This window comes from Paenibacillus wynnii (assembly GCF_030812855.1).
GTDB lineage: Bacteria > Bacillota > Bacilli > Paenibacillales > Paenibacillaceae > Paenibacillus_AQ > Paenibacillus_AQ wynnii_A.
On record NZ_JAUSTK010000008.1, the window covers coordinates 116,823 to 142,736 of the forward strand.

The window sequence follows — 25,914 nt, forward strand, 5'->3', positions numbered from 1 at the left end:
GAAATCAAGAATGAAGAGGAACGTCTCAGCAATCCTATCAGCTATGGTGCTGGTTACCGGACTGTTATCTCCGGTAGCGGGAAGTACAACGTTCGCGGCTAATTCGATTCCAGACAGCCCGGCGAATGTAATGAAAGCGTTTACGGATGTGAGCTCAGATCATTGGGCTGTTCGACCTTTACAGCGGTGGAGTGGGAATGGAGTCATAAACGGATATGAGGATGGATCTTTCCGTCCCGCAAAAGTGGTAACCAAAGCAGAGTTTGCGGCCATCATGAATCGTATTTTCAATTATCAGGAGCAGTCGGCGGTACTCCCGGTTGATGTGCAGGAATCAGCATGGTACAAGAGTGACATTGCCAAAGGAATTGCAGCAGGCTATATAAACAAAGACACAGATAATAAGATTTCCCCAACACACCCGCTTACCCGAGGTGAAGTAGTACTGTCGCTGCAGAAGATTTTTCATCTAAAAGCAGACAACACAGCAGTCAGCTTCAAGGATCTCAGCGGAGTCAACGCAGAAACCTTGAACGCGATCGCCGCACTCACAGCCGGTGGATATATTAAGGGTTACCCCGGGGGAATGTTTAAACCGGATGGTGTTGTAACCCGTGCAGAACTTGCTTCAATGGTAGATCGGATGATTTCGGAACTAGTTGTTACTGCCGGAGAGGGTTCTCTTGGAACGGTAAAAGGGAATGTCATTATCAATCGGGCTGATGTTACCCTGAAGGACACGGTTATTGAGGGCAACCTCTACTTAACCCAAGGAATTGGTGAGGGAAATGCACTGCTTAGCCAAGTAAAGGTTATAGGTACAACCTTTATTTCCGGGGGAGGCGAGCAGAGTGTAGGCTTCAAAGACTCTGCGATTGGGGAAACGCAAGTTTCCAAATCAAATGGTAAGGTTCGTGTGTATGCCAGCGGTACAACGGTATGCGATGCCGTCTACGTGCAGTCCGGTGCAATGTTGGAGGAGAGCAGCCTAACGGGGGCTGGCTTCACTAATATCCACGTAACTGCAGGACCCAAAACGGTGAAGCTTAAAGGGGACTTTGCAGCTGTAACAACAACAGACTCTACAGTATCTGGGTTGACCCTTAATATTTCAGGAGGGCTCAGCAAGCTTTCGCTGAAGAGTCCAACCACTCTTGTACTTAACGATAAGATTCAACTTAATGTGCTGCAAATCGCTCCAAATGCTAAAGGCAGCATCATTCAAGGTAGCGCAATAATCAACGCACTGGAGAACAATGCAGAGGGAGTTACCCTCGGTGGCGCAGCACTGCCAAAAGGCAATGCCAGTCAGGTGACGGTGTCATCCACAGTTCCCCCTGTGACCAGTGGCGGCGGTAGCGGTGGCGGAACACCCGCTGTGAATCCGTGGACTTTGGTATGGAGTGATGAGTTCAATGATGAAACAATTGATTCCACGAAATGGACCTATGACCTAGGAGACGGGACAGTAGTTGGTAACCCGGGTTGGGGCAACAATGAGCAGCAATGGTACACCAACGAGGAGAAAAATGTAAAAGAGAAGGACGGAAAGTTAATTATTACAGCTCTTAAAGAGGAGCAGGGCGGTAAGCCCTATACTTCCTCCCGAATTAAAACTAAGGGCTTATTCAGTAAAACCTACGGGAAGTTTGAGATCCGGGCCAAAGCTCCAACGGGAAAAGGCTACTGGCCGGCAATATGGATGCTGCCGGAGAATACCGTCTACGGTCAATGGGCGTCTTCCGGTGAGATTGATATTATGGAAGGCTGGGGCAGTCGTCCGAATACCGTAGCCGGGACTATTCATTACGGCGCGCAGTGGCCGGACAATATCTACTCCGGTAAGGAATACGTGTTTCCAGGAAATTCGACGATAGAGGAGTTCCACACCTATTCCCTCGAATGGGAGCCGGGTGAACTCCGTTGGTATGTAGACGGTGTGCTTTTCTCCACTAAAAATGACTGGTACAGCCTGAGCAACGGACAGCCGGCTAACAATGCATATCCAGCTCCGTTCAATCAGGAATTCCATCTGCTGATGAACTTGGCGGTCGGCGGAAATTTTGACGGCAATCCGACAAGTGAGACCGTTTTCCCGAAAAGTATGGAGATTGATTATGTCAGAGTATATGACCTGACAGGCCGGGAGTATCGTCAACCGGTGCCGGTTACGATAGCTAAAGAGCCTTATTTGGCTGGCTCCAAAACTGCACTTCCGGATGGAAATCTGGTATACAATAACAACTTCACTGAGCAAGTTGATGGTGATGCTGGAATGGGCATCCCGAAAACTGCTTACTGGTCTTTATTCAAGGAATCGGGCGCAAACGCTACGCTTTCACTTGAACCTGTTGGAGGTAAGAATTTCGTCAAAGTGAATATCAGCAATGCAGGCGGGAATTCTTATTCCATCCAACCGCAGGCCATTGTATCTTTGGCTAAAGGACGGTTTTACAAGCTGAGCTTTGATGCAAAGACTGACACCTCCCGGAACATTAACGTCCGTGTTACAGGTGGGCAATCGCGGGGGTATGCGGGATATTCACCAGGTCTCAAAGCAGAGTTAACCTCTACGATTACGAATAAGCCTTATGAAATAATGTTTCAAATGAAAGAAGATTCCGATATTGCCGCAAGGGTTGAATTCAACATGGGAACCAATGCTTCCCCTGTCTGGTTCGGAAATGTACGCTTGGAGGAGATCGATAGTATTCCTTTCGAACATGATACGGCTAAGACTCCATTAGGCAGCGGGAATCATTTATACAACGGAACCTTTGATTTGGGTGAACCGAACCGGTTGAGTTATTGGCATACAGAAGCAGCAAATGGCGCAGCCGTAAGCCCTGTTGTAAATGCTCAAGGGACATTAAACCTGCAAGTTACTCAGGCAGGCAGTAATACAGGTGACGTGAAGCTGCTGCAAAAAGGGATCTATCTAATTGCGGGGCAGGATTATGAACTTACCTTTGAAGCGGCATCCACAGCGAATCGTACGGCTAATGCAAAGCTGCTTGGTAAGGATGGCAGTGTGTATGCAGAGCAAGTTATTGATTTGACTCCGGTAAACCAGGAAATCAAAGTGAATTTCCCTAACCTTGCAGGGGTAACGGATCATGAGGGGCAGTTTGTTCTAGAACTGGGCGGATCAGCGGGAACAATAAGTGTAGATAATTTTAACCTGATACGCACCAGCTTTTACTATGATCCCTCCTTGGTATACTTCCCGCTTCTAAATGGGGAGTTCAACTTTGGCTATGACGCTTGGGAGCGGCTTCTAACGGAGCAGGGAGGTCAAAGTACTGCAGCTGTATCGGATGGAAAGGCCAAATTCAGCATCACGAACACGGGGACTCAGTCCTACTCGGTAATGCTGTTCCAGAATAATCTGAAGGCGGCAAGCGGTATTGATTATGTAATAAAATTTGATGCCAGCTCAAGCACAGTACGCAAAATTCAGGTGATTGCCGATAATGCCTCCTATCAGCCTTCTTTTTCAAAGATCATAGACATAACAGCGGAGCCTAAATCTTTCGAATTTGAATTTCGCCAAGGTAGTAATGATACACTTGCCCTCAAATTTTTACTTGGTAAAGTAGACGGTATAAGTGTAGATGGATTGCATGACATTACCATTGATAATGTAAGGTTTGAGGTTAAGAATGCACCTTCTAAACCGCAGGAGCTGTTGAAAGACAAAAGCAATAATCGCGTCTCCAATCCGATAGAACTTATATTTACGGATAACGAGGCATGGCGCAGTGCGATCACATCAGTGAAAGTCAACGGTACTGCACTAGAGGCAAGCAAATATACGATAGAGCCAGGTAAAATAACCATAGCTGCATCGGCATTTCCTATTGAAGGATTGTACACTATTACTGTAGAAGCTGACTATTATGTAAGCGGCACTGTAATACAGACTATTCTTGCCAATGACACCAATCTTGTATTAAATAGTTCATTTGGGATTGGGCAAACGGGCTGGTCTAAATGGTCAGGTGAAGGAGGATCTTCAACCTTTACAGTGAATGAAGGAGTAGCTGAAGTCACAATAGCAGCCGCAGGTTGGGAACCATGGCATACACAGTTGTTTCAGGAAGATATCCAGTTGGAAGCCAGTAAAACCTACGAGCTCAGCTTTAAGGTCAAATCCACGGTAGCGCGACAAATCATTGTCGAATATTCCAATACTACTGCAGCATCCAATCCAGCAAAAGTTGATGTTACAGCGACTTGGGCAACCTACAGCACACAATTTACAGTCACTAACAACAATACTCTTAAATTAAATTATCTAATCGGAAAAACGATGGGAACGGATGTTACTGCAAATGGTGTGTCCCATACGATTTCATTCGATGATATCTCAGTCAAGGAAGTTGTAGGAGGAAACTCGTCTACTGTTATAGTGACATTGCCGCCTAGCACTCCTCCGGTGATTCTGCCTACAGGTACGTTGAATGACGCCGTTGTCGCCAGAGATACGGTCACGATTGAATGACGGTACTTTTGAAGCCCGTTCAAGTGTGAAGCGAAATATCTCTGTTGTCCCTAATTATGAGGTTTAGTGATCTATTTAAAAACGGCGATGCCTCTTTTAATAGGGGCATCGCCGTTTTTTGACTCTTTTCCCAAATGAATTTTGTGGATTGGGAGCAGGAGTAACATTCCTGTCTGACGAATTGGTTTCGACAATGAGCGACATGAATGGGGTCAGCGTAAAAGGGGAGAGGGTGCGAGCATGAAACGAACAAGCATACGTTATAGGCTGATGATTTTGATGATCTGTTTGACAACTCTGCCTGTAATAACAATGACCTGGATTGCCACGGACAATACACGCGAGTCTGTGGAGAAAGAAATATTGGAGGCCAACCACTCCCGCATGATGTGGGCGAATCAGTACTTGGACGAATTATTCCGCCAAATGGATGTATTGTTTTATTCCCTGCAGGTCGACCAAGAACTGATAGACGGCTTAAATAGGAATGAAAATGAAGATATCGGCTTGCAATTCCGCACACAAAAATATATTCAAGAAACACTGACCAAAGCTTTTTATGCCAATTCCAAAAAAATTGATGAACTAGCGCTCTACACGTACCAGAATCAGAAGGCTTATGCCATTAATTATGCAAATAGCGGCCTTACCTATTCGCTGGATATTGAAAAGGGGAATTGGAGCCGCATGTTGCGAGAACCTATTAACATGTATTTCAAAGAATCCGGCAACGATATTTATGCCTTTCATAGTATTAACGACTTCCAAGATAGACGATTGCTCGGCGGCTTATCTATACGGATCAACAAGCAAGTATGGAAAGAGGTCAGCACGATTCTGAAATCAGAGGAGGAGAGCCTGGTTTTCCTGATCAATGATGAGGGAGAACGGCTATCAGGATCAACACCGGATCAGAGTTTCGAAAAGGTGATTAGCCAATTAGGGAATGATTATAGCCCGAAAGAAGAACCGGAAATCAGGCGAACAGAAAGCTATTATATTTTTATAAAGCGGGTGGATGACGGGGAATTGACCTTAATTAAAGCCTTGCCGATTTCAACCATTTCGAAAAGCGCTAACATCACGGTAAAAGCAGGCCTCATAACCGGTTCGTTGTTCGCGGTAGTCTCGATCCTGCTGTCCATTGCGGTGTCCCTGCGGATTACAAGACCCATTGTAGGCCTTGCCAGAACCATGAGAACGACGCCGCTCCATCAGTTCGAGCAGACATCCATTCGAAGCTATGATGAGATTAGCCTGTTGGAACGAGGTTATAATTCGATGATGCAGCGAATGAAGGAACTGGTGGAGAATGGATACCAGAAGGAAATTGAGGTGAAGAATGCGCAGCTTATGGCTCTGCAAGCACAGATTAACCCGCATTTTCTAAATAATACGCTGAATTTAATTGGAGGCATGGCACTTGTCAAAGGCGCGCCTGAAATTTATAAGATAACGAAGGTAATCGGCGACCTACTGCGATATTCGATCAGCAGCGGCGATGATATTGCAACACTCGAGGATGAGCTTAAGCATGTCCGCAATTACCTGTTTATCCAGGAGCAGAGATTTCAGGGACGCTGTACGATTATCGTTGAATCTGACGGAAGGGCCAATAGTACAACAGTTCCGAGATTCACTCTACAGCCGCTTGTGGAGAACGCTTTTGAACATGGATTGCAATCGAAAGAAGGAAGCTGGGAAATTGAAATCCGTGTGAAAAAAGTTCGGCGTCATCTAGTGATATTCCTTATGGATAATGGAGTTGGCATTCCAAGTGAGCGTTTAAGGATACTCCGGTCAGCGCTGACCGAAGGCAGTTCCTTAAAGCCTGAATTGGGCAATACGAATTTGGAGAATGAAAAACCGAAAGTGCGTAAGGGAATCGGGCTGCAAAACGTCGTATCCAGACTTAAGCTGCATTATGGCGGTGACGCATCGATGAGAATATTCAGCAAGCCGGATTTGGGGACGGTATTTGTCATAAAGCTGCCTTTACAGAATGGGAGGGAACAGGAATGAATAAAGTACTGATTATTGACGATGAGCCTTGGGCGAGAGAGGTGGTAAAGGCGCTAGGGGATTGGGACCGGCTAGGCTTAAGGGTTGCTGGTGAAGCAGAAGATGGCAAGGAAGGTCTTCGGCTGATGAAGGAACTGGGGCCTCAGATTGTGTTGACAGATATGAGAATGCCCGGTGTTGATGGTGTTGAGCTGCTGAAACAGATCAATGTTCAATTCCCCCTCCTGAAAATTATTGTCATGAGCGGCTACGATGATTTCATGTATCTGAAACAGGCTATTCAGTCCCGAGCGGTGGAGTATTTGCTTAAACCAGTTGATCCGGACGAGCTGAATGCGGCGCTAGAGAAATGTATACATGAACTGCAGGCCCAGAAGCAAACCGTAAATACTTCTTGGGATTCACCGCTGGTATTCCCGAGTACGCTCTCGATGGACCGGTATGTCGCCCTGCGGCAGCGCGTTTTTGCTGCCCTATTCGAGCTGAGTAAGCCGGCCGTTTTGCAGGCACTGGATAAACTGGAGGAATTTCTTGTCGACATTTACCCACAGGGCTTGGAACCAGCTCTTATTACTAAGATCGGCGAAGATTTCTTACACATTCTGGAGCAGTTTATGCTGGAAAATGAAGCCGGATTTGAGTTTCATCTCACTTTAAGCGAAGAGCCAAGACAATGGACAGATGTACCCGATACACTAGCTATTATTAAAACCAATTATGTAGATGCCATTGATAAAATCGAAACGCTTCGCAAGAGGAAAAACCGTCTTCTTATCCCTGAGGTGAAGGACTATATTGATAAGCATTTTTTGGAGCCTATTACGTTAGAATCAATCGCCGGTAACTTTTATGTAAGCAAGGAACATTTAAGTAGATTATTTAAAACTACAGTAGGAGAGAACCTTACCGAATTCATTATCCGCAGGCGTATGGAATGTGCAAGAGAGCTGCTGCAACAGCCTCACATTTCGATAAAAGAAGCAGCGCTAATGACCGGATACACAGAGCTTGCCTATTTCCACCGCGTATTCAAGAAGCAGTTCGGTCTGACGCCAGGAGATATACAGAAGGGCAAGAAATAGAAAGAGATATCAATATTGTGCAATAAAAGCTGCTAATCCGCGCTAATGCTTCAATCCCCATACTAGCCCTATACTGAAGGAGCACCAAACCATAAAGAGGGGGAGTCAACAATGAAGAAAGCGCTTTATATAGGTCTTGCAAGCTTAATGATGTTGGTATCGCTGTCAGCTTGCGGTACCACAAACATTGCTAATCCTGCAGTGAACAATGGTGAAAAAGTTGTGGAGGAAGCTACGGCGGAGCCGACGGCCGAAGCTCAGAAGGTGGAGCTGAAAATTCAAATGGGTTCACCGCGGTTTAAAGAACAGTTCGAGAAGTATTTCGAACAGTTCAAGGCGAAGGAGCTTGCCGAAAAAAATATTGAGGTAACCTTTGACCTGGAAATGCCGAATCCTGATCAAGCGAAGCAGGTCCTTCAAGCGAGACTGACTTCAAATGATGCACCTGATATTTTTGATGTGCACGCTAACGATTTGCCAACTTATTTCAAAGCAGGGTACCTAGAGGATCTGTCTGGCCAACCGGCAATTGCGACTTTATACGAAAGCGTAAAGAGCACAGTAACACTAGAAGGTCAGGTGGTTGCGCTTCCGCTGGAGAGCTCATCGTGGGGCTATCTTTACAATAAAAAAATATTCAATGAACTGGGCATTGCGCCTCCCCAAACGCTTGATGAAATGAAGGTAGTTGTAGAGAAGCTGCAAGCGAATAAGGTGAAGCCCTTCATGCTGGCTTTTCAGGAATCCTGGGTTCCACAGTTAATGACAGCACTGTCACTAGGAGGGATTACCTCCTCCGAGCATCCGGACTGGATCGAGAAGATGAACAAAGGTGAAGCATCATACGCGGATGTACAGGATATTTTCAATATTATCGATCTCATTAATGCTAATGGAACAGCTAAGCCCTTTGAGGTTGGCAATGAAGCTGGCTCTACCGATTTTGCAAATGGCAAGGCTGCCATGTGGGTTCAAGGACCTTGGAATGCTGAAACGATTCTAAAGGTTAACCCTGATATTGAATTCGGAGTAGCTCCGCTTCCAGTGAGTAACAATCCAGAAGGAACCATGATTAATCTGTCGGTCTCGACGACTCTGGCTGTATCCAAATCAAGCAAGAATAAAGAGGTTGCACTGGATTTACTGAATTACTTCTATGATGATAAGGATTCTTCCGCTCTTTTTGAAGAATTGAAATTTAATCCTGTTTCGACAGTGCACAAATATGAGGTATTCCCTTGGGTGAACGAAGCTTCCAAATACGTGGAGCAAGGCAAAGCGTATCAGGATCTGAAACTGCCTAACGGTGTAACAGACGAGCAAGCGAAACTGCTCCAAAGCTACTATGCCAAAGAGGTAACGAAGGAACAATTCATCAGCAGTATGGATAAAGCCTGGGAAACCGCAATTAAAAGTGTGCAATAAGTCGGCTATAGATTGATGGGGAGTGAGCGCAGATGAACCTTTCGAGAAAAAATAAGCAATCCATCATTCTTCTGGCCTTCGTATTGCCATCCTTATTGTTCTATGCTGTGTTTACCATCGCCCCTGCTTTTGGGGGCGTATGGTACAGCTTAACGAATTGGAACGGCCTGAATCCCACCTACCAAATGGTGGGGTTCTCCAATTATATTGAGGCGCTGGGGAATGATCCTTATTTCATCAAATCCATTGGGTTTACACTTAAATATGTCATTGTAATGGTTGTACTACAGAATGTAATTGCTCTGCTGCTGGCGGTCCTGGTGGAGTCTCGTCGCAGAAGTAAAGTGTTATTCCGTACCATCTTCTTCATGCCTAACATGCTGAGTCTCATTATTGGGGGATTCATGTGGGTATTTATTTTCACAAAGGTATTGCCAGTTATTGCGGAGAAAACGGGGTGGTTGCTGCTGGATCAATCCTGGATCGGTGACCCTTCCTTTTCATTCTACTCTATCGTCATTCTTTCATTATGGGGCGGTGTAGGGTATCAGATGGTTATTTACATCGCGGCGCTGCAAGGTGTTCCCAAATCATTAAGTGAAGCCGCGGCCATCGACGGCGCTAATAGTGTACAGAACTTCAGGCATGTCACGCTGCCAATGATCTATCCTGCAGTGACTATTGGTATTTTTCTGACGCTTAGCACTTCCTTTAAGGTGTTCGATGCCGTTTTTGCCTTAACCGGGGGTGGACCCGGACGATCCACTCAGGTGATCGCGATCAATATCGTAGAAGAAGCTTTCCGCTTTAATCAAAGGTATGGTTATGCCAGCGCCAAAGCCATCATTTTATTTATCATTGTATTGCTAATCACTATGGTTCAATTATGGATCATGAAACGAAGAGAGGTGGAGGCATGAGAGCTATGCAGAACGCTTATTCTTCCCGAAAAAAACGTGGTCCAGGCAATATTATGGTTCTACTGATCTTGGTAATAGCAGCCGTGTTTACATTATTTCCTATTTATATGGCTGTGTTGAATTCCTTGAAAACAGACGGAGAAATGCTGAATCATATTCTAGCTCTTCCCACCAGCTTAACGTTTGCTAATTATAGTGATGCTTACCATAAAATCGACTTTCTAAGAAGCTTCTGGAATACAATCATGATAACTCTGATTGGGGTAACGGGTATTATCCTGTTCGCTTCAATGGCAGGCTACAAAATGTCACGTACACCCGGAAAGCTAAGTCAATTTTTCTTTGCCTTTTTTGTTTTATCTTCCTTAATTCCTTTTCACTCCATTATGATTACTTTGGTGAAGATTTCGAAGGAATTGCATGTTCAAGGAAGCACCTATGGACTCGGACTCATTTACATCGGATTAGGGGTTGCTTTGGCTATTTTTCTGTATCATGGTTTCGTTAAATCGATACCACGCGACTTGGATGAGGCTGCAGTGATGGACGGCTGCGGAGAGCTTCGATTGTTCTCTGTCATTATTTTTCCATTACTTCTTCCAATTACAGCAACGGTAGCCATTCTAAATGCATTATGGATGTGGAACGACTTTTTGCTGCCGCTTCTAATGCTTACGGATTCTGACTATTACACGCTGCTGATATCTACCAATATGCTGTTTGGTGAGTATAATAACGATTGGTCGGCTATCCTGGCTTCCTTGGTGCTGACCATGCTCCCGATTATAGTTGTATATTTACTGCTGCAAAAATACATTCTCAGTGGGATCGCAGAAGGTGCCATTAAAGGCTGAGCTTGAGATGAGAGGACGAGTGAGTTGGATATGGAATCAAATCAAGAGGTAACCGGTTTTGTAAAAGCCGTTGGCAAAAAAATCGTCAACGGCATAGGCCAAGAGATATTACTGCGGGGTGTTGGATTGGGAAGCTGGCTGCTCCCTGAAGGGTATATGTGGCATCTCCCCGAACAAGGGGATCGTCCGCGGAGAATCGAGAAGATGATTACGGATTTGATTGGTGACAGCAAAGCCGCTGAATTCTGGGATCTTTATTATAAAAGATACATATCCAAAGAGGACATTCAGCAAATCGCAGCAGAAGGTTTTAATTCGGTCCGTGTCCCTATTAACGCCAGATTCTTGATCGAGGACGGAGAGCCTTTAAGGATTAAGGGTGAACGCTTGCTGCTTATTGATCAAGTCATCGATTGGTGCCGTCAATGCTCACTATATGTCATATTGGACTTGCATGGAGCGCCTGGGGGACAGACGGGGGCAAATATCGATGATTCTGAGAATGATAAGCCGGAATTGTTCACGAACGAATCGAACCAGCGTTTGACTATCGCGTTATGGAGAATGCTTGCGGAGCGTTATAAGGACGAGTGGATTGTAGCAGGTTATGATTTGCTTAATGAACCTCTTCCTAACTATTTTGCTGAATATAACGATCTAGTAATGCCGCTTTATAAAGATATTATCCAGGCGATCCGGGAAGTGGATTCGCGTCATATGATTATTTTGGAGGGCGTGCATTGGGCTACAGACTGGACAATCTTCAATGAGGTAGTAGATCATAATCTGATGCTGCAATTTCATAAATACTGGAACAACCCGGATACAGAAAGTATTCAGAAATTTTTGGATAAGCGGGAGGAATTACAGGTTCCTATATTCATGGGCGAAGGCGGGGAGAATAATAATGATTGGTTCGTAGGGGCATTTCAACTTTATGAAGATCATGACATCTCCTGGAATTTTTGGACTTGGAAGAAGCTGGATAGTGTTAATTCTCCCTGTTCCGTCAATAAGCCTGAAGGCTGGCAGCAATTGATCGACTATCTACAGGGCGGGAGTAAGCCTGATCCACAATCTGCGGAACGAATACTGTGGACGTACTTAGATAACTTGTCTCTTGAAAGCTGTACCTATCGCCCAGAGGTCATAAATGCTTTGTTCCGCAGACCTTCTGTTCGAATTCCTGCTATTTTTTATGATTATAAGGGAGCGGGCGAAAGCTTTGGCTTAGGCAAACAGGCGGATCATAGCTTAGACTTCCGAGTGAAGGATGGAGTGGATATCCGGTTTGTCGAAGATACTAGGAATATCCCTAACTTTGCCCACATGAAGGGTGAGGTATGGAAGGCTGAAGAATGGATGTATGTCCAGCTTGCACCGGAAGACTGGGTTTCATATACCTTCAGGGTTCCTGCCTTTTCGGTCTCAAACGCGTACAGGATTGAACTTTATATCCGAACGAAGCAAGGGGGAGCCGTTACCGTATCCCTTGATGGTTCCCCTGTATTCACAGCCACAACCAAGGAGGATGACTGGGAGCTTGTCCAAGTTCCGCTACCCTTCGGGCTTAAGACTGGCAGACACAAGATCGTATTATCTGCACAAGTGATGGCCGCGAGTATCCAATGGATTCGAATCTTTTATTGAACATAAAAACACGGTGAGGCCCTTATTAATGTAGGGGCTCGCCGTGTTTTTTCAGAGATAGCCGTTCAGGGTTTCTGACCTTAGCTCTACTCTTCCTTCGGAATCAAATCAAAAATCTTCCCGTTCTCTAAAGCTTCAATGAGCTTAAGTAGCCAGCGGTAGTATTTGATAGCTTCTTCAATCTTGGCCTCGTCAATACTTAAGATAGAATAGATTGTCTCATTCCCGGCATAATCCTCTTTCATGGAGTGAATCTCTTTCAGCGTTTTCGACAGTGCCGCCATATTTCCTTCGACTGCTTTTCTCCATTTAATAGAGAAGTAATCACTGAAATTCTGATACCAATCCGGCTCGACCTCGAATAAATCCTTTCGTGTCCCTTTTCCCCATACCTTATCAATCATCTTCAGATCCAGTAAAGTTCGGACTCCGGTGCTCATCGAAGTTTTGCTCATCCCCATCGTTTGGCTTAATTCGTCCAAGGTGACAGGTCCCTGATTAAAGTACATGTAGCCGTATAAATGGCCAATAGATAAAGTTATACCGTATAAATCCATGTTTTTACCAATGGAGTCAATTACACTCTCACGGGCTTTGCTGATTCTTTCTATTTGCTCGGGCGATAGCCCCTGTAAATCATTCATGGTGACCCTCCTGGGAAATAGGTGATTCATTAGTATTTCTTTACTCATGTATTGTAATAAAATCCTCCCCAAGAAGTAAAGAATACATGTAGAAAGGAATATGGCGTAAAACGGAGTATTCTATACATAAAGTTTATAAAGTTTAAACTGTATGATCAATTATATCGCAATACGGGCTTTGCGTTTCTTTTCACAAGTCCGCTACACTTGTAAGAGTGAAATAACCCGGCTATTTTCGGGAGAAGGAGGTCTACCATGACTATTATTGAGGTAAAACAGCTCACCAAAATATTTGGTTCAGAGGCGAGACAGGCACTTCCATTATTAGATCAAGGGTGGTCTAAAGAGAAAATTGCACAGGAAGTCAAGCTGACAGTCGGTGTAAACAAAGCCGAATTCAGTATCGAAGAAGGCGAAATTTTCGTCATCATGGGATTATCCGGTAGCGGCAAGTCGACACTTGTTCGATTGTTGAACCGGTTAATTGAGCCCACAGCCGGGCAAGTCCTTTTCAAAGGAAAAGATGTTGTCAAAATGAACGCGGAACAACTACGGCAATTTCGGCGCAAGAATATAGGCATGGTGTTTCAAAAGTTCGCCTTATTTCCTCATAGATCTGTACTCTCCAATGCGGAGTATGGGCTTGAAATACAGGGGGTTGAGAAAAAGAAGAGGAAAGAGCTGGCGATGAAGGCTCTGGAACTTGTAGGTCTCGGAGGCTGGGAGAATCATCGACCGGATCAGCTTAGTGGAGGGATGCAGCAGCGTGTAGGGCTTGCTCGTGGGCTTGCTAACGATCCGGATATCTTGCTAATGGATGAGGCGTTCAGTGCTCTTGATCCACTCATTCGTAAGGATATGCAGCAGGAACTGCTTGAGCTGCAGGCCCGTGTGAAAAAGACGATCGTTTTTATTACGCATGACTTGGATGAGGCACTTCGGATTGGTGATCGAATTGCTCTTATGAAAGACGGTGTAATTGTGCAAATCGGTACACCGGAGGAAATCCTTATCCAGCCTGCCAACAAATATGTAGAACGGTTTGTGGAAGATGTGGACTTATCTAAAGTTCTCACAGCAGCCCATGTTATGATTCCCCCGGAAATGATTAGACCCGAGCGGGGACCCCGTGTTGCTCTTCAACTCATGCGGGATAATGGTGTATCCAGTCTTTATGTGGCGGACAAAGAAATGAAGTTGCACGGTCTGATTACCGCTGATGATGCAGCGCAGGCGCTTAAGCAAGATCAAACTATCCTCGATGTAATGCGTCGTGACATACCGCGAGTACACCCGGATGCGCTGCTGAACGATTTGTTTGAGATGATGTCAGAGACACATTTACCGGTAGCTGTAGTGGATGAATCGAATCGACTGAGGGGCATTGTTATTAAGGGAGCCGTTCTATCCGCGTTAGCCGGGAATGCAGTACTGGAAGGAGGAATGCTAAGATGAATCTTCCTAAAATACCACTAGGGAGCGGAATTGAGTGGATTGAGAACTGGCTGACCACCTATTTTGGGACGTTTTTCGATATTATACATGCCATTATTGGTGGAATGGTGAATGGAATTGAAGCTGCGCTTCTATTTTTACCGGCACTAATTCTTATTGCTCTTATTACTGCTTTGGCTTACTGGATTGGTAAATGGAGAATGGCACTGTTTGCAGTCATTGGACTGCTATTAATTGACAATCTTGGTCTATGGGGGCCTACAATGCAATCACTAGCCCTTGTATTGACAGCCTCGATTCTTGCAGTGCTCATTGGTGTTCCGGTTGGCATTTTATGCGCACAAAGTAATGGAGTGAAAAATACAGTAACCCCAATTTTGGATTTTATGCAGACGATGCCTGCTTTTGTATATTTATTACCTGCAGTTTCATTCTTCTCGCTAGGTGTGGTCCCAGGTGTAATTGCTTCTATTATATTTGCCATCCCGCCAACGATTCGGTTGACCAATTTGGGTATTCGTCAGGTTTCAGCAGAGCTGGTTGAAGCGGCTGATGCCTTCGGGTCGACCCCTACACAAAAGCTGATTAAGCTTCAGCTTCCTATTGCGATGCCTACCATTATGGCCGGTATTAATCAGACCATTATGCTGTCTTTATCAATGGTAGTAATTTCTTCTATGATCGGCGCACAAGGTGTGGGTGCTTTGGTTTATCGTGCGGTATCACAGGCTAAGACAGGCGCGGGCTTTGAAGCGGGTATAGCTATAGTGATTATTGCGATTCTTCTGGATCGTTTGACACAGAATGCATTAAAACCAAAACAGAGATAGGAGTGTTATGTTTAATGATAAACAAAAAATCGGGAGTGTTACTGTTACTATTATTGGTAGCATTAGTAACTGCCTTAGCAGGATGTTCCTCACCGGAAAAAAAGGAGAAAGTTAAGTTGGCTTATGTGGCCTGGGATTCGGAAATTGCCAGTACGAATGTAGTCAAGGAGGTGCTGGAAGCGAAGCTTGGTCTTTCAGTTGAAATGCTACAGGTCGACGCCGGCCCGATGTGGGCCGGAATTGCCGATGGAAGTGCTGATGCTATGGTAGCTGCTTGGTTGCCGGGAACACATGCCTCTTATATTGAGAAGTATGGTAAGGATATTGAAGATCTAGGTGCAAATCTAGAAGGAACGAAGATCGGACTTGCTGTTCCAACATACATGAATATTAAGTCCATTGAGGATCTAACGACTGTAGATACAGGTGCGGAATTAGATCATAAGATTATAGGTATTGAGCCGGGGGCTGGCATAATGATGGCTACGGAAAAGGCACTTAAAGAGTATTCGTTAAGTGACTTCACGCTGGTGGAAAGCTCCTCGGCGGCTATGGCACAAGAACTTAAAAAGGCATATGATAACAAGGAGAGCATCGTCGTTACCGGTTGGACACCACACTGGATGTTTGCGAATATGGATCTGAAATATTTAGAGGATCCAAAGGGTGTCTACGGCGGTGAAGAACAAATTCATACGATGGTCCGGAAAGAATTAGCAGCTGACATGCCGAAGGTTTATAAGTTTCTGGATCAATTTCAGTGGACTCCGGCAGACATGGCTGAGGTAATGGTCGCTATACAAGGTGGCCAGTCGCCGGAAGAAGCCGCGAAGCTATGGGTGGAGGGCAATACAGACAAGGTTAACGAATGGTTAGCTGGTATTGAATAGTTCGAGAAGTGTGCTATGATTAAGAAATACATGAGGCTACAGATTTGTAACGTGTACGCTAACGACTGTTCTTAACATATACATCCCATGACGTAAGATTTATTCAATGGACACCCCGTAAGGGGTGTTTTTCTTGAAAATAACTACTTATGCTTTTGAGGTACATGAGGAGGCAGCTGCTGCAAGGAGTTAAGAGAGGAGACAGCTCCGTGACAGAGACCCTGAATGAATGGATTGATTGGCTGCTGCAAACGTTAGGTCTCACTGGACCATCCATTTTGTTCGTTACCATTCCGCTAGCTATGCTCCAAAGCCTCTTTGGATTTTTTCCATTCGCCATACTAATCGTACTTCACGTCTCGGTTTTTAACGTAATTGGGGGGATGCTGATCAGCTGGCTGGCTTGCAACTTGGGCGGGATACTGGTGTATTTCTTTTTCCGGCGTTATCTGTTCCATTGGTTTGACCGCAAATGGGGCTCACGTCTGAAGCGTTATGATAAATGGCAGCGTTATTTGGACCGCTACGGAATATGGACACTGGTACTGTTGCGTACGGTTCCCATAATCCCTAATAATATTATCAACTTTATGTCGGCGGTATCACCCCTCCCGAATTCTTCCTTTATATGGGGGACAGTGCTGGGTAACCTCTCGTACATCTGGCTTTTCGGAACTCTTAGTTCAAGCTTGATCGTTCCAAAAGAACAGTGGGGGACCTATCTTACTTGGTACGGCGTATTTTGTGTAATACTAATTGGGGTCTTTATTCGCAGACACTGGGATCATTTGCAGGAGGACAAACGCAGCAGAATGACCTGATGACCATAAAGACCAGATATAAACGAAGAATATTCCCTGGGGGCAGGCGTTGCCTGATAGGAGTGTTCTTCTTTTTTGTCCACCTGATGAATACCTTATACGTATAGAGGCGGCTTGACCGCCGGTTAAGGCGGGAGGGTATTCAATGGCCAGAACTAAGAAATGGGGAAGCCGGATCCGGATTCCCCGGTTTAGCTGGGACGGGATTCCCACAGGGAGAAAATCAGCCTTCAAGGCGCGCCGCAGTTCAACAGGCAAGAAGTTTTATGGCGGACGTTTTGAAGCCAAAAGACAAAAACGCAAGCTATGGGGCAGTCGCAAGGAAGGTACATTTACTGCCCCAAACCTATCTAAACGCAAGCCGCGCAGCCGCCGAAAGTTATGGCTGATCGTCTCTTTATTACTCCTTCTGGCGGCACTGCAAAGTATCCGCTATGTGGAGAGACATTTAAAACCCCCAATTGTGCATCTGGCCCAAATCCGTGTTAAACAGATTGCTACAGAGTCCATTAACAAAGCCATTACTTCACAAGTTGCCAATGGAGGAAACGCCGAGCAGTTGATTGATTGGAAGACCGATAAGAACGGCAAGATATCGGGGTTCATGCTTAATTACGGTGAACATATGCGCATTACCTCGCAGGCGGCTGAAGTTATTCAGACTACACTACAACAGCTGCATAATAAGAAAGAGTATATTCCCCTCGGTCAAGCACTGGGCAGTCCTCTGATTGCTTCTTTCGGGCCTGATATTCCAATTAAAATTGAACCGCAAGGGGCGGTAAAGGTAGAGTTGAACACCCGCCAGCAGAATGCCGGAATCAATATGATTCTAGTAGAGGTGTTTATTCATATTGTGACCGAGGTTGCCGTAGTGATTCCCTTTGATATAGAACCACAGATTGTGGATACGGAAATCCCGGTATCTTATTTAATGGTGGTCGGTGATGTTCCCATGTACTATTACGACAATCAGGGTCAACCTGTTGGAGATAATGGTATCAGTGCGCCGGGAATATCTATACCTGGTCTGCAAAAGGAAAAAGACGGTACCACCGAAGGCAGTGTTACAAGTACAGCTGAACCGGAAACGGTGCCGGAGCCGGAGAAAGCCGGCAACGCGGTGTCTGAAGAAATTAGCAGCACCGAATAAGAACATAAATTTAAAAGAGCGCACTCCAATAGGGGGTGCGCTTTTTTTCATTACTAAGAAATAGGCTTCCCTAGCTATCCCCTTCTCTATTAACCTCTGGCTGATCTCCGAGAAAACGGACAAATTCCCTCATGCATTTGCTAATTAAGGTCTTAGACCGCCGGCATTAAACTACTTTGACGTAGAGCTTCTTGTTTGAGGGCATTGTTGAAATCTCGCCAAGATACTCCACCTGTTGTCATCTCAGCTTTTAGCTGCTGAAGCTCGGCTTGATCGATTTCGGTGATGTGGAGGACAGCCTGTAGCACAGACCGCTCGAATGGTGCACCTGCGTCACCTGCTTTGTACTTTTCCATCGCTTGAACAACAACTTGCCTTGCATCTTCGCTCGAAACTAACTCGTGCATTTGGATTTTCTCCTCTCAAGTGTTCATTTAAGATAGCATGGTTTGAGAGGCTGGATCGACTGAGGAACAGGGGTGAAAAACGGAGTTTGGATGCTACCCCCACAAAAAGCTCGTGAAGGTTTTGTACGTGGACGTCGAGGCCAAAAGGATTCGATGTGTTCTTGTAGGAACAGCTTTATTGGGCTGTATTTTCGTAAATATCGGCGAAAACGGCTTTAAATCGGCTATTTTGGGGATCGTCCTTTTTGTGAAGGGGTTACGAAGCTTTTACGCAGGACTTTCACGACATTCGTCTTCCAGAGTGAAAATGTGAACATTATGTGAACTTCAACTTAGAGTGTAATGCCTCTCGGATTGTTGATCCGAGAGGCACTGAGGACTAGTCGGGAATTGAAATGAAGGTATCCCTTGCCACGTTCCCGATGATGTTTGTGGAAACGCCGTCGAACAGCGCACCGATTCCGCCTCCGATCAGCGGAACTGCCTTGCCGAGTTGGACAACGCCTGTCTGTCCGAATTTGGTCAGCAGCTTGAAGCCGACTGCCGTGTTGATCTTTGCGATGACTTTGGCGGAGATTTTGAGAATGGCTTGCTCGGTCAGTTTCATGCCGACCTTGATGCCCACTTCCTTAAGAACTTCCGTCACGGCACTTCCGCAGAGACAGACGAACGCGAGCGTCTTGACCTTGTCCTCTCTGACGTCGTGTCCCCCCATGTGCGCGATGGCAGCGATGAGCTTGAGTTGGATGTAGAGGACGCTGGCGAGGTTGGCAGGAGAAGTAATTGGAAGAGTGATGGCCCCGCCCAAGCCAGTCATGAACCCCGACGTGGCGCTTTTCGCTACTTCCCAGCGGATGAGGGAGTTGACCCGCTCGAAGAGCGTCCCGTCTTGCTTCAAGTACTCCTCGGCTAGCTCTACGGAGGAGTCTGTTCCTGGGATGCCCGAAAAAACGGCCTTATCGTAGGCCCACTCCAGCACTTCGGTGATTGCGTTTCTGTCCATGCTCACATCTCCCGCTTGCGTTGAGGATTTCGTCTGTCCACGAAGAACATGACAATTTTGTAGATGATGACGATTGGGAAAGTTACCACGTCCCAAATGAATTTCAGCCCGATGAGGCCGATGACGAAAATGCCTCTCAGCCAGAGTCCGGCGATGGCTAAGATGATGATGATGCCGATTACTGCTGCCATTGTTACCCCTTCTTTCGTCTTAGGTTTGATGGTTCAAATGTAAATTCACAATCGGTCTAGCAATTCCTACCGCGATGTGATCGACGCCGTGATGGGCGACAAGTGAGGTAAAAATGGAGTTGGTTTCGCCGCGCGTCGTTCGGTTCGGTGCCGCACAGCCGCACTGACCCGCACTGGCACGGGAAGTTCGGGCGGGGGAAGGCTTAGGAGAGAGGTCGAGTTGTTTCGTTTCTTGGACTTTTGGCGGCTCGGGGACTTTAAGCCTCGACATTCAGCCGCTTTCGGTTTAGACGACTTAGCTTGCAGACGGTTCACGCTGGTGCGGTGCGCCTTTTTCTTTTAACGCCAGTGCAGCAAAGGGCGGGTTGGGGTTTATCCAAATTCATATTCTGCATCATGCGAGTGAAGATTCGGTTTTCGGTTCCTGGATGCTTGATGAGTTGAAAAGCCATGGTTACAACTTAAGCGCGGGTACAATGTATCCGCTTTTACGGACTATGGAATCAACCGGATTACTCTATAGAGAAGATCGAAATGTAGGTGGGAAAATAAGAAAGTACTATAAGACTACACCTTATGGGGAAAAGGTACTTTATGAAGCAAGGAGAAAAGCTTATGAATTATTTAAAGAAATCCACAATTAACCTCTCACAAAAGAAAAAGGCAAAGGGGTAATGAGACGATATGCAAGCGAGTAAGCAGGAGGTATCGAAAGGTAATCAAAAGGCGAAGCTTGGAGCACTTCTTGAAGTGTTGATTGTATCCACAAAATTAGGTCTTACTTCATTTGGTGGGCCGATTGCCCACCTAGGTTACTTTCACAATGAGTACATACGTCGTCGTAAGTGGATGGATGAACGAAGCTACGCTGATTTAGTAGCCCTTTGTCAGTTTCTTCCTGGCCCGGCGAGCAGTCAGGTTGGTATTGGTATCGGTGTTGTAAGAGCAGGTTTGCTCGGAGGCCTTATTGCATGGCTAGGATTCACTTTGCCATCTGTCATTGCGTTGGTTGCGTTTGCCTTTTTGCTTCAAGGCTATGACTTAGGTACTGCAGGATGGATTCATGGACTCAAGATCGTAGCTGTAGCGATTGTTGCCCATGCTATTCTAGGCATGGGGCAAAAGCCTACTCCTGACCGGAACAGAGTAACAATCGCTGTCATTGCAGCATCCGTTACATTGTATTGGCAAACAGCATACAGTCAAGTACTCACGATCGCTGTAGCAGGGGTGATCGGTTTATGGCTTTATCGTAAAAATGTTACGGAAGGAACAACAAACCTTCATATTTCAATTAGTAGAGCCTTTGCTATTGTCTGTTTAGTTTTGTTCTTTGGTCTGTTAGTAGCACTACCGATCTTCAGAGGAACAGCGGAAACTGGATGGTTGGCGATATTTGACAGCTTTTATCGTTCCGGTTCGTTGGTGTTCGGTGGCGGACATGTTGTATTACCGCTACTGGAAGGTGAAGTAGTACCAACTGGATGGGTTAGCCAAGAAGATTTCTTGGCGGGTTACGGAGCTACGCAGGCGGTTCCAGGACCGTTGTTCACTTTTGCAGGTTACCTAGGGGCTTTGGAGGGAGGTATTTTTGGGGCAGCGGTTGCCACCTTTGGGATTTTCCTGCCAGTATTTCTTCTTGTGATCGGAGCACTTCCGTTTTGGAACGGATTAAGAAAAAGTCCTAAAATCCAAGGGGCATTGGTTGGAATCAACGCATCTGTAGTTGGTATATTGCTTGTTGCATTGTAGGATCCCCTTTGGACAACAGCTATTTTGGAGCCAATGGATTTCGCTCTAGCCGTCATTTTATTTGTAATGCTGGTCTTCTGGAAGCTGCCGCCTTGGGTGGTTGTAGTAGCTGGTGCAGCGGGTGGAATGCTGCTGGGGTTATTGTAATACAGAGAACGGGTAAGGGGAACGTTTTGTCCTTTTACCCGTTTTAATTTCACCTCCTTGCGGGACACTATTTCATGGTACTTACGAACCCGAAGGGAGCTATTTAAATTATGAAAAGGCTTTTTTTCACCAGTATCTTTTGCGTACTCCTCATGTTTCACACGCAGTCTGTTGAAGCGTCAGGAGGTATTTTGAAATCTAGGCCAGTAGACCCCTCGTTGCTAAATTCACTTCGTCAGGGTGGTTATATTCTTTATGTTAGGCACGGAGAGGCAACAGTAGGAGAGGACATTCCGAGAATTGATTTCAATGATTGTTCTACCCAAAGAAATCTTTCTGAGGCTGGGAGAAGACAAGCTGAAAAATTTGGTGAGGCGCTGCACAGTTTGCAAATTCCAGTCCAAACTCCGGTTCTAGCTAGTCCCTTTTGCCGAGCAAAGGAAACCGCAGAATTGGCTTTTGGTGAGAGCAAAGTTCAAACCGATTCGTTCTGGGTTAGAATATATAATTTAAGTGGTTCCTTGCCTCCCGCCGAGCAGCAAGGGATTTTAAATGACTTAACTTCTGTATTAGAAGTATTACCCTCCCCTAGGACTAACAAAGTTATCATCGCTCACAGTTTCCCTCAAGGGGTTGGACTAGGGGGAATCTCAAACTTAGGCACCGTAATTGTAAAACCAAAAGGGCAAGGAAACGGCTATGAGATTGTAGGCCGTTTCACTTTAGATGAATTGTTAAGCTTACTTTGAGAAAAACTTGCCGTTACAGACAGCGCGGAGAACCGTATCACAAATACTGGTAAAGCGGCGAGTGGAAGTAACGGTAGAAAGCAAGGATATAAATCACTAAAAAAATCCTCTAGGACTAAGTTTCTAGAGGTTTTCAAATAGCATTATAATGATACAGGTGTTATTGCCCTATTACCATCTTGTGCATTAGAATACAATAAGGAGGGTGTGGAATGAAAGTAAACAAAGTAATGGCGAAAGTGAGCCAATTCGGAGAGAATTCAAGGCAGATTGACATAAATCAATATCGTTCGGAAATAGAGAAAGATAAGTGGGATGTTCGAAACTTAGGGATACCCTACAATAAAACGACTGCCGATTATTATGTATCCTTTGGAAAAATTGATACCCCTTTCAGGAGTATTGTAAAAAGATATGTAAAAGAACGCCTGCTTACATATGACTCAATAACTTTTACAACTGCAAGCCGTGATGTACTTGGTTTAACACCCTTTTTTAGATTTATTGTATTTAAGCATCCAAATTGGGTTGATCTAAACGAGTTAAATCGAAATGATATTGAAGAATATCTTATTTTTATTAAAAAGCAACCAATGGGTGGTGGTTTTCTTAAACAAAATAATGCAATGACAGATGAGAGTATAATGAGATATATCAGTACACTGGAGAATTTTTTGTTTTTCATTCAGAGATACGAATGGAATGAGGCTCCACAAAAACCTATACGTAACCTAATATATCAAGAAGATAGACCTAGGATAAAACCAAAAGATATTGATGATTATAAGTATCTGAGTGATTACGTGTGGAATCAGGTTATTGAAAAAATCGATACGCTGAACTCTAACTATCGACTTATTATTTTATTGATGGAAGCAACTGGATTTAAAGCTAATGAGGTTCTGACTTTGAGACTCGATGCCGTGGCGAAAAAAAACGATGGATATTGGATAAAAAAAGATAAGAAAGGAAAAACTCCACATTTTGTACCAATAGATAATGATGACCTGATTAATGGAATTTTAGATCACCAAGAACTAATTAAACGGCTATTTCCAGGCAATATGAATCCCGAAAGCTTAATGTTTTTAACATTTGAGGGTAAAGCTAAAGGACGCCGGATATTACGAATAACTCTTTACAGAAATCTACAAAAATTTGCTGAAAGATGTATGATACGAGATGAGGAAGGGAAAATATATAAGTTTAATTGTAATGAATTTCGTCATCGATTTGGAGTGAATTTGGCTAAAAAGGGATTAAGCGTTCAAGAAATTCATAATCTAATTGATAATGTTACCTCACTTATGCCCGTGGCTTATTGCAATATGGCGGAGAATAGAACTGAAAACATTGTTCCTTCAGATAAATTTATTAATCATACTTTCAGTAACAATGTCAATGTGCAGTATATTCAAGAAGCGTGGAGGAAGGCTTTAGAAAGAAGAGGATCGGACCCAGAAGGTGCAATAACAATAGCTCGTACATTATTAGAAAGTGTATGTAAATTCATCTTGGATGAAGAAGGTATACCGTATGATGATAAATTTGAGATGCATCAATTGTATAAAGCAGTACAGTCTGCATTGAATCTGTCCCCCGACAATCAACATGAGGCTATTTTCAAACAAATACTGGGCGGTTGTACGTCAGTTATTGTTGGAATAGGATCACTTCGTAATAAATTGAGTGATGCACATGGAAGAAGTCACTTTACACCTCAGCCATTAAAAAGACATGCCCAATTAGCAGTAAATCTTGCAGGCACAATGGCTGATTTTTTATTTTCAACTTGGGAGGACTCTTATAAATAATTTTTGGTTGTTTTACGGCAATTAAAATATCATTAAAAGTGTATTTTCAATTCATATATTTAGTTCTAATAATGCATGGTAAAAACTGTGTTGTTCATAAAAAAAGTAGTCACATTAAAAAGAAAACAACCTTTTAAAAAAAAGGTTGTTTTCTGAGCGCTTGATTGCGCGGGGCGTTAAGCCCAAGAAACCGTTCATTTGATGCATGCGCTTAATTGCGCGGGGCGCTAGAGCCCAAAATATAAAATGCACTTTCTGTAACGTTATTATACGTCAAAGAGCATTAATTTTCAAGCTGAATTTGAAGTGGCTTTTACAGGATTAGAAATTAAATCTTCATATGCTTTTTTTAGGGCTTCATAGTCTTGTTTGAGTTGGTCATGCTGTCTTTTTTCATTAGCTAATTCTGCTTTTGTTCTAAGAAAAGCTTCATGTGTTTTTGGAAGATAATATTCCAAAATCTTTTCGTCAATTATATCAAGTATCTCTGGACGTAATTTTGAATTGGATCGATCTTGCTTTTTATGTTGATAATAAACTCTTCTTTTATCAACTACCCGAATAGCATCAATACATACCCCACAAGGATGCTTCATACCGTCTTGTTCATCGATGTTAACACTGAATGGATTGTTATCTCCATGTCGAGGTGTTGAGATCGGTGCTACTAATATCCATGTTGAACCACTGTCATATAAGACCACACAAGGATGGGCAAAAGTAAGCTCATTTTTAAAGTGTCCAAAGAAGTCTACTTCCAGAACATGTCCTCTTTCCCAATGGTCAGATGTCCATTTGGAGGTTGTTTTATCCTCCTTGTCATCGACATACCTTAGCAATCCACCTGCCCATTTTAAACCGTAATCAAGACGGTAATCAATCAGAACTTTAAAAAGTCTGTCTAGATTTTCTCGAATGTCAATAACCAATTCGGCATCTGTTCTACTTTTAGGTGCTGGAGTCAAGGTTTCTATTGCTAATAATTTTTCTTTAATTCGTTGAGCTTTCAAATTCACTACTCCTTCTGGTTTAAATTCTTTCCCTAAAAGACGTTAATAGCTTACGAGTTTCGACAGTAACAAAGCTATTTCGTCATAAAGTAACTATTCTCGAATCAACGCTCATTCCCTCCTATTGAACTTTGGAAAGTCAGTTAAATTAATTCAAAGGGGCAATTGACAAGCTCATCCGATGTTTTGATGGCAATAAAAGAGTCTATTTTAAACCTATTAATGAAACCATATAGTTTCATGTGCCTTCTGATTCTTTGAACTTTCTGTGATGCCAAATTACGAAAGAAATAATACAATTACAAATGAAAGTTTAAATCAGGGGGGGATTATTCATGGGTACATCGAAAAGGAAAGCTTCTGAAAAATAAAAAAACTCTTATCAGAGGGTGTTCGCCTCCCTAGAGTGATATGCTGAACCGTATCATAAGTAGGAGCAAGTTTTTTCTTATTTTTGATATGTGAATCAGAGAGGTTACCGACAAACTAAGGAATTTTTGCGTCATTTCTAAATATATGCTTTGCAGGAAACACCCCATATGTTAAGCTTTATTGCATAAAAGCGCTTTATTGCATAAAAGCTTAAAAGTG

20 protein-coding genes and 1 pseudogene are annotated in these 25,914 nt (G+C 44.2%); 16 read left to right on the forward strand and 5 right to left on the reverse strand.

Annotated elements, in window-relative coordinates; all coding sequences use genetic code 11:
• Nucleotides 1–10: 10 nt before the first annotated feature.
• From J2T20_RS10640 to J2T20_RS10670, 7 genes are all read left to right on the forward strand, one after another.
• Nucleotides 11–4,504 carry an S-layer homology domain-containing protein gene (locus J2T20_RS10640; RefSeq protein ID WP_307588127.1) on the forward strand — a complete coding sequence of 1,498 codons (4,494 nt, stop codon included), beginning with the start codon at nucleotides 11–13 and terminating at the stop codon, nucleotides 4,502–4,504.
• A 240-nt stretch (nucleotides 4,505–4,744) separates the two neighbouring features.
• Nucleotides 4,745–6,526, forward strand: a complete 1,782-nt coding sequence (locus J2T20_RS10645; RefSeq protein WP_307588129.1) for a sensor histidine kinase — start codon at nucleotides 4,745–4,747, stop codon at nucleotides 6,524–6,526.
• The gene (locus J2T20_RS10650; protein ID WP_307588131.1) at nucleotides 6,523–7,608 is read left to right on the forward strand and encodes a response regulator; all 1,086 of its coding nucleotides are present in this window, start codon (nucleotides 6,523–6,525) and stop codon (nucleotides 7,606–7,608) included. Before J2T20_RS10645 ends, J2T20_RS10650 begins: the two co-directional genes overlap by 4 nt.
• 111 nt (nucleotides 7,609–7,719) lie before the next feature.
• Nucleotides 7,720–9,033 (forward strand): ABC transporter substrate-binding protein, encoded by a 1,314-nt coding sequence (locus J2T20_RS10655; protein ID WP_307588132.1) that lies wholly within the window; start codon nucleotides 7,720–7,722, stop codon nucleotides 9,031–9,033.
• 32 nt (nucleotides 9,034–9,065) lie between these two features.
• The gene (locus J2T20_RS10660) at nucleotides 9,066–9,953 is read left to right on the forward strand and encodes a carbohydrate ABC transporter permease (protein WP_036647598.1); all 888 of its coding nucleotides are present in this window, start codon (nucleotides 9,066–9,068) and stop codon (nucleotides 9,951–9,953) included.
• Nucleotides 9,954–9,958: 5 nt separating this feature from the next.
• Nucleotides 9,959–10,807 (forward strand): carbohydrate ABC transporter permease, encoded by an 849-nt coding sequence (locus J2T20_RS10665; protein WP_307588133.1) that lies wholly within the window; start codon nucleotides 9,959–9,961, stop codon nucleotides 10,805–10,807.
• A 30-nt stretch (nucleotides 10,808–10,837) separates the two neighbouring features.
• Nucleotides 10,838–12,457: a glycoside hydrolase family 5 protein gene (locus J2T20_RS10670; RefSeq protein ID WP_307588265.1), complete on the forward strand. Its 1,620-nt coding sequence runs from the start codon at nucleotides 10,838–10,840 to the stop codon at nucleotides 12,455–12,457.
• A gap of 86 nt (nucleotides 12,458–12,543) precedes the next feature.
• Here the strand turns inward: J2T20_RS10670 and J2T20_RS10675 are convergent, their stop codons facing one another.
• Nucleotides 12,544–13,101 carry a GbsR/MarR family transcriptional regulator gene (locus J2T20_RS10675; RefSeq protein WP_307588135.1) on the reverse strand — a complete coding sequence of 186 codons (558 nt, stop codon included), beginning with the start codon at nucleotides 13,099–13,101 and terminating at the stop codon, nucleotides 12,544–12,546.
• Nucleotides 13,102–13,356: 255 nt separating this feature from the next.
• Here J2T20_RS10675 and J2T20_RS10680 point away from each other — a divergent pair, with 255 nt between their 5' ends.
• The 5 genes from J2T20_RS10680 to yunB all read left to right on the forward strand — a co-directional run bounded on the left by J2T20_RS10680 (nucleotide 13,357) and on the right by yunB (nucleotide 18,250).
• Nucleotides 13,357–14,556 (forward strand): quaternary amine ABC transporter ATP-binding protein, encoded by a 1,200-nt coding sequence (locus J2T20_RS10680; RefSeq protein WP_307588137.1) that lies wholly within the window; start codon nucleotides 13,357–13,359, stop codon nucleotides 14,554–14,556.
• Entirely contained in the window at nucleotides 14,553–15,386 is an 834-nt protein-coding gene (locus J2T20_RS10685; RefSeq protein WP_307588139.1) for an ABC transporter permease, read from the forward strand. The genes J2T20_RS10680 and J2T20_RS10685 overlap by 4 nt, the downstream gene beginning before the upstream one ends.
• Before the next feature lie 14 nt (nucleotides 15,387–15,400).
• On the forward strand, nucleotides 15,401–16,276 hold the full coding sequence (locus J2T20_RS10690; RefSeq protein ID WP_307588141.1) for a glycine betaine ABC transporter substrate-binding protein: 876 nt from the start codon (nucleotides 15,401–15,403) through the stop codon (nucleotides 16,274–16,276).
• A gap of 209 nt (nucleotides 16,277–16,485) precedes the next feature.
• Entirely contained in the window at nucleotides 16,486–17,097 is a 612-nt protein-coding gene (locus J2T20_RS10695; protein ID WP_307588142.1) for a TVP38/TMEM64 family protein, read from the forward strand.
• Nucleotides 17,098–17,242: 145 nt separating this feature from the next.
• The gene (gene yunB, locus J2T20_RS10700) at nucleotides 17,243–18,250 is read left to right on the forward strand and encodes a sporulation protein YunB (protein WP_307588144.1); all 1,008 of its coding nucleotides are present in this window, start codon (nucleotides 17,243–17,245) and stop codon (nucleotides 18,248–18,250) included.
• Nucleotides 18,251–18,402: 152 nt separating this feature from the next.
• On the opposite strand, the gene J2T20_RS10705 is transcribed toward yunB, so the two are convergent.
• The 3 genes from J2T20_RS10705 to J2T20_RS10715 form a co-directional block, all read right to left on the reverse strand.
• Nucleotides 18,403–18,657 carry a hypothetical protein gene (locus tag J2T20_RS10705; protein ID WP_307588145.1) on the reverse strand — a complete coding sequence of 85 codons (255 nt, stop codon included), beginning with the start codon at nucleotides 18,655–18,657 and terminating at the stop codon, nucleotides 18,403–18,405.
• 379 nt (nucleotides 18,658–19,036) lie between these two features.
• On the reverse strand, nucleotides 19,037–19,660 hold the full coding sequence (locus J2T20_RS10710; protein ID WP_307588146.1) for an EcsC family protein: 624 nt from the start codon (nucleotides 19,658–19,660) through the stop codon (nucleotides 19,037–19,039).
• Between the two features lie 2 nt (nucleotides 19,661–19,662).
• Nucleotides 19,663–19,851, reverse strand: coding sequence for a hypothetical protein (locus J2T20_RS10715; RefSeq protein WP_307588148.1), 189 nt, complete (start codon nucleotides 19,849–19,851; stop codon nucleotides 19,663–19,665).
• Nucleotides 19,852–20,216: 365 nt separating this feature from the next.
• On the opposite strand from J2T20_RS10715, the gene J2T20_RS10720 reads away from it, so the two are divergent.
• The 4 genes and pseudogenes from J2T20_RS10720 to J2T20_RS10735 all read left to right on the forward strand — a co-directional run bounded on the left by J2T20_RS10720 (nucleotide 20,217) and on the right by J2T20_RS10735 (nucleotide 24,313).
• Nucleotides 20,217–20,495: a PadR family transcriptional regulator gene (locus tag J2T20_RS10720; protein WP_307588149.1), complete on the forward strand. Its 279-nt coding sequence runs from the start codon at nucleotides 20,217–20,219 to the stop codon at nucleotides 20,493–20,495.
• A 40-nt stretch (nucleotides 20,496–20,535) separates the two neighbouring features.
• Nucleotides 20,536–21,750, forward strand: a pseudogene (locus tag J2T20_RS10725) (chromate transporter).
• Nucleotides 21,751–21,860: 110 nt separating this feature from the next.
• On the forward strand, nucleotides 21,861–22,499 hold the full coding sequence (locus J2T20_RS10730) for a histidine phosphatase family protein (RefSeq protein ID WP_307588151.1): 639 nt from the start codon (nucleotides 21,861–21,863) through the stop codon (nucleotides 22,497–22,499).
• A gap of 212 nt (nucleotides 22,500–22,711) precedes the next feature.
• Entirely contained in the window at nucleotides 22,712–24,313 is a 1,602-nt protein-coding gene (locus J2T20_RS10735; RefSeq protein WP_307588153.1) for an abortive infection family protein, read from the forward strand.
• A 290-nt stretch (nucleotides 24,314–24,603) separates the two neighbouring features.
• On the opposite strand, the gene J2T20_RS10740 is transcribed toward J2T20_RS10735, so the two are convergent.
• Nucleotides 24,604–25,323, reverse strand: coding sequence for a type II toxin-antitoxin system PemK/MazF family toxin (locus tag J2T20_RS10740; RefSeq protein ID WP_307588154.1), 720 nt, complete (start codon nucleotides 25,321–25,323; stop codon nucleotides 24,604–24,606).
• Between the last annotated feature and the right edge of the window lie 591 nt (nucleotides 25,324–25,914).

Bases quoted from the DNA above. Each gene is read 5' to 3' on its own strand.
- J2T20_RS10640 (WP_307588127.1), top strand. From the start codon at position 11: ATGAAGAGGAACGTCTCAGCAATCCTATCAGCTATGGTGCTGGTTACC.
- J2T20_RS10645 (WP_307588129.1), top strand. From the start codon at position 4,745: ATGAAACGAACAAGCATACGTTATAGGCTGATGATTTTGATGATCTGT.
- J2T20_RS10650 (WP_307588131.1), top strand. From the start codon at position 6,523: ATGAATAAAGTACTGATTATTGACGATGAGCCTTGGGCGAGAGAGGTG.
- J2T20_RS10655 (WP_307588132.1), top strand. From the start codon at position 7,720: ATGAAGAAAGCGCTTTATATAGGTCTTGCAAGCTTAATGATGTTGGTA.
- J2T20_RS10660 (WP_036647598.1), top strand. From the start codon at position 9,066: ATGAACCTTTCGAGAAAAAATAAGCAATCCATCATTCTTCTGGCCTTC.
- J2T20_RS10665 (WP_307588133.1), top strand. From the start codon at position 9,959: ATGCAGAACGCTTATTCTTCCCGAAAAAAACGTGGTCCAGGCAATATT.
- J2T20_RS10670 (WP_307588265.1), top strand. From the start codon at position 10,838: ATGGAATCAAATCAAGAGGTAACCGGTTTTGTAAAAGCCGTTGGCAAA.
- J2T20_RS10675 (WP_307588135.1), bottom strand. From the start codon at position 13,101: ATGAATGATTTACAGGGGCTATCGCCCGAGCAAATAGAAAGAATCAGC.
- J2T20_RS10680 (WP_307588137.1), top strand. From the start codon at position 13,357: ATGACTATTATTGAGGTAAAACAGCTCACCAAAATATTTGGTTCAGAG.
- J2T20_RS10685 (WP_307588139.1), top strand. From the start codon at position 14,553: ATGAATCTTCCTAAAATACCACTAGGGAGCGGAATTGAGTGGATTGAG.
- J2T20_RS10690 (WP_307588141.1), top strand. From the start codon at position 15,401: ATGATAAACAAAAAATCGGGAGTGTTACTGTTACTATTATTGGTAGCA.
- yunB (WP_307588144.1), top strand. From the start codon at position 17,243: ATGGCCAGAACTAAGAAATGGGGAAGCCGGATCCGGATTCCCCGGTTT.
- J2T20_RS10705 (WP_307588145.1), bottom strand. From the start codon at position 18,657: ATGCACGAGTTAGTTTCGAGCGAAGATGCAAGGCAAGTTGTTGTTCAA.
- J2T20_RS10710 (WP_307588146.1), bottom strand. From the start codon at position 19,660: ATGGACAGAAACGCAATCACCGAAGTGCTGGAGTGGGCCTACGATAAG.
- J2T20_RS10715 (WP_307588148.1), bottom strand. From the start codon at position 19,851: ATGGCAGCAGTAATCGGCATCATCATCATCTTAGCCATCGCCGGACTC.
- J2T20_RS10730 (WP_307588151.1), top strand. From the start codon at position 21,861: ATGAAAAGGCTTTTTTTCACCAGTATCTTTTGCGTACTCCTCATGTTT.
- J2T20_RS10735 (WP_307588153.1), top strand. From the start codon at position 22,712: ATGAAAGTAAACAAAGTAATGGCGAAAGTGAGCCAATTCGGAGAGAAT.